This window comes from Corynebacterium sp. HMSC08F01, assembly GCF_001807545.1.
GTDB lineage: Bacteria > Actinomycetota > Actinomycetes > Mycobacteriales > Mycobacteriaceae > Corynebacterium > Corynebacterium coyleae.
The window spans coordinates 1-1,053 of record NZ_KV789297.1; the positions used below are offsets into that span (position 1 = coordinate 1).

1 protein-coding gene and 1 pseudogene are annotated in these 1,053 nt (G+C 57.0%); one reads left to right on the plus strand and one right to left on the minus strand.

Annotation, left to right across the window (positions count from 1 at the left end; genetic code table 11):
• Positions 1 to 332 precede the first annotated feature (332 nt).
• The gene (locus HMPREF3171_RS04395) at positions 333 to 650 is read left to right on the plus strand and encodes a hypothetical protein (protein WP_246815323.1); all 318 of its coding nucleotides are present in this window, start codon (positions 333 to 335) and stop codon (positions 648 to 650) included.
• Between the two features lie 201 nt (positions 651 to 851).
• Here HMPREF3171_RS04395 and HMPREF3171_RS12315 read toward each other — a convergent pair.
• Positions 852 to 1,053: pseudogene (locus HMPREF3171_RS12315) on the minus strand (ATP-binding protein); the annotation flags it as partial.

Consider the following 1,053-nt stretch of genomic DNA (forward strand, 5'->3'; position numbering starts at 1 on the left):
ATACCCCTACCAACTACGCGCACTCAGCACACGGTTCGGCCAAAAGCCGTCATACGTAGATCGGTAAAGACAGGCAGGATCGATTCATCAAGAAAGCGCGCTGATGCTGATGCTGGTTGTGGCTGTGTCATGACTGTAGGGGTCCTTTCTTCGTGAGGTTTTCCATGCTGAACTGGGCAGACCCACCCAGATATGCGCCGCGGGTATCGCGTGCGTGTTCTACCGGTGGTGTTTCAGGCGTTGTTATGGCTGGCAGATCATGGCCTGTCGGGCGGGTTGATTAAACCGGCCTGGGTTGGTGAGAGGGCATGATGTAACACAGGAGGAACATCATGGCTATCAGCCCTTACGATCAGGAGACCCGCCAGCGGGCGGTGCGCCTGTATTTCGAGGAGCTCGCTGACGGCGCTTCATCCAAGGCAGCCGCACTACGCGCTGTCGAAGCTGTCATCGGCATCAAAACATCGACTATCCGCAACTGGGTACGCACAGAAGAGAAGAAGGTGGACGCCGCCGTCGAGCAATCCGATGCCGAGAAAGACGCGGAACTTAACACCCTGCGCAAGGAAAATGCCCGGCTCAAAGAAGGCAACGAGATCCTGAAACTGGCCTCAGCTTTTTCGCCCAGGCGGAGCTCGACCGCAAACTAAAGTGATTGTGGACTTCCTCCGCACTCACCGGCACCTGTATTCCATCGAGCGGATGTGCCGCGTGCTCAATGAGCATGAATACGCTATTTCACCAGCTGTCAGACGCGGGTTTTTGGTACCGGTGTTTCGGGAACCCGGTACTGCCGTGTTCCGGGTAGTTGGTACCGGGCCGGGCCGAAGGAGTCGGCCCGGCTGTTTGCTTTATTCGTCCGGCTCTATTGGGGCGGTGGCTTTGCGCATGTCGAAGTCTCCTATGCGGATTCGATGCCCGTTGTTGAGGCGGCTAACTAGGGAGTCAGCTCCGATTCTGTCGGGGAGTGCTTCGATCCAGTAGGTGGCAGCTGATTGGGAGGAGATAAGTGTTGGGAGGCGTCCGTCGCGGTCGAATATGATCTTGCTTAGG

Bases quoted from the DNA above. Each gene is read 5' to 3' on its own strand.
- HMPREF3171_RS04395 (WP_246815323.1), top strand. From the start codon at position 333: ATGGCTATCAGCCCTTACGATCAGGAGACCCGCCAGCGGGCGGTGCGC.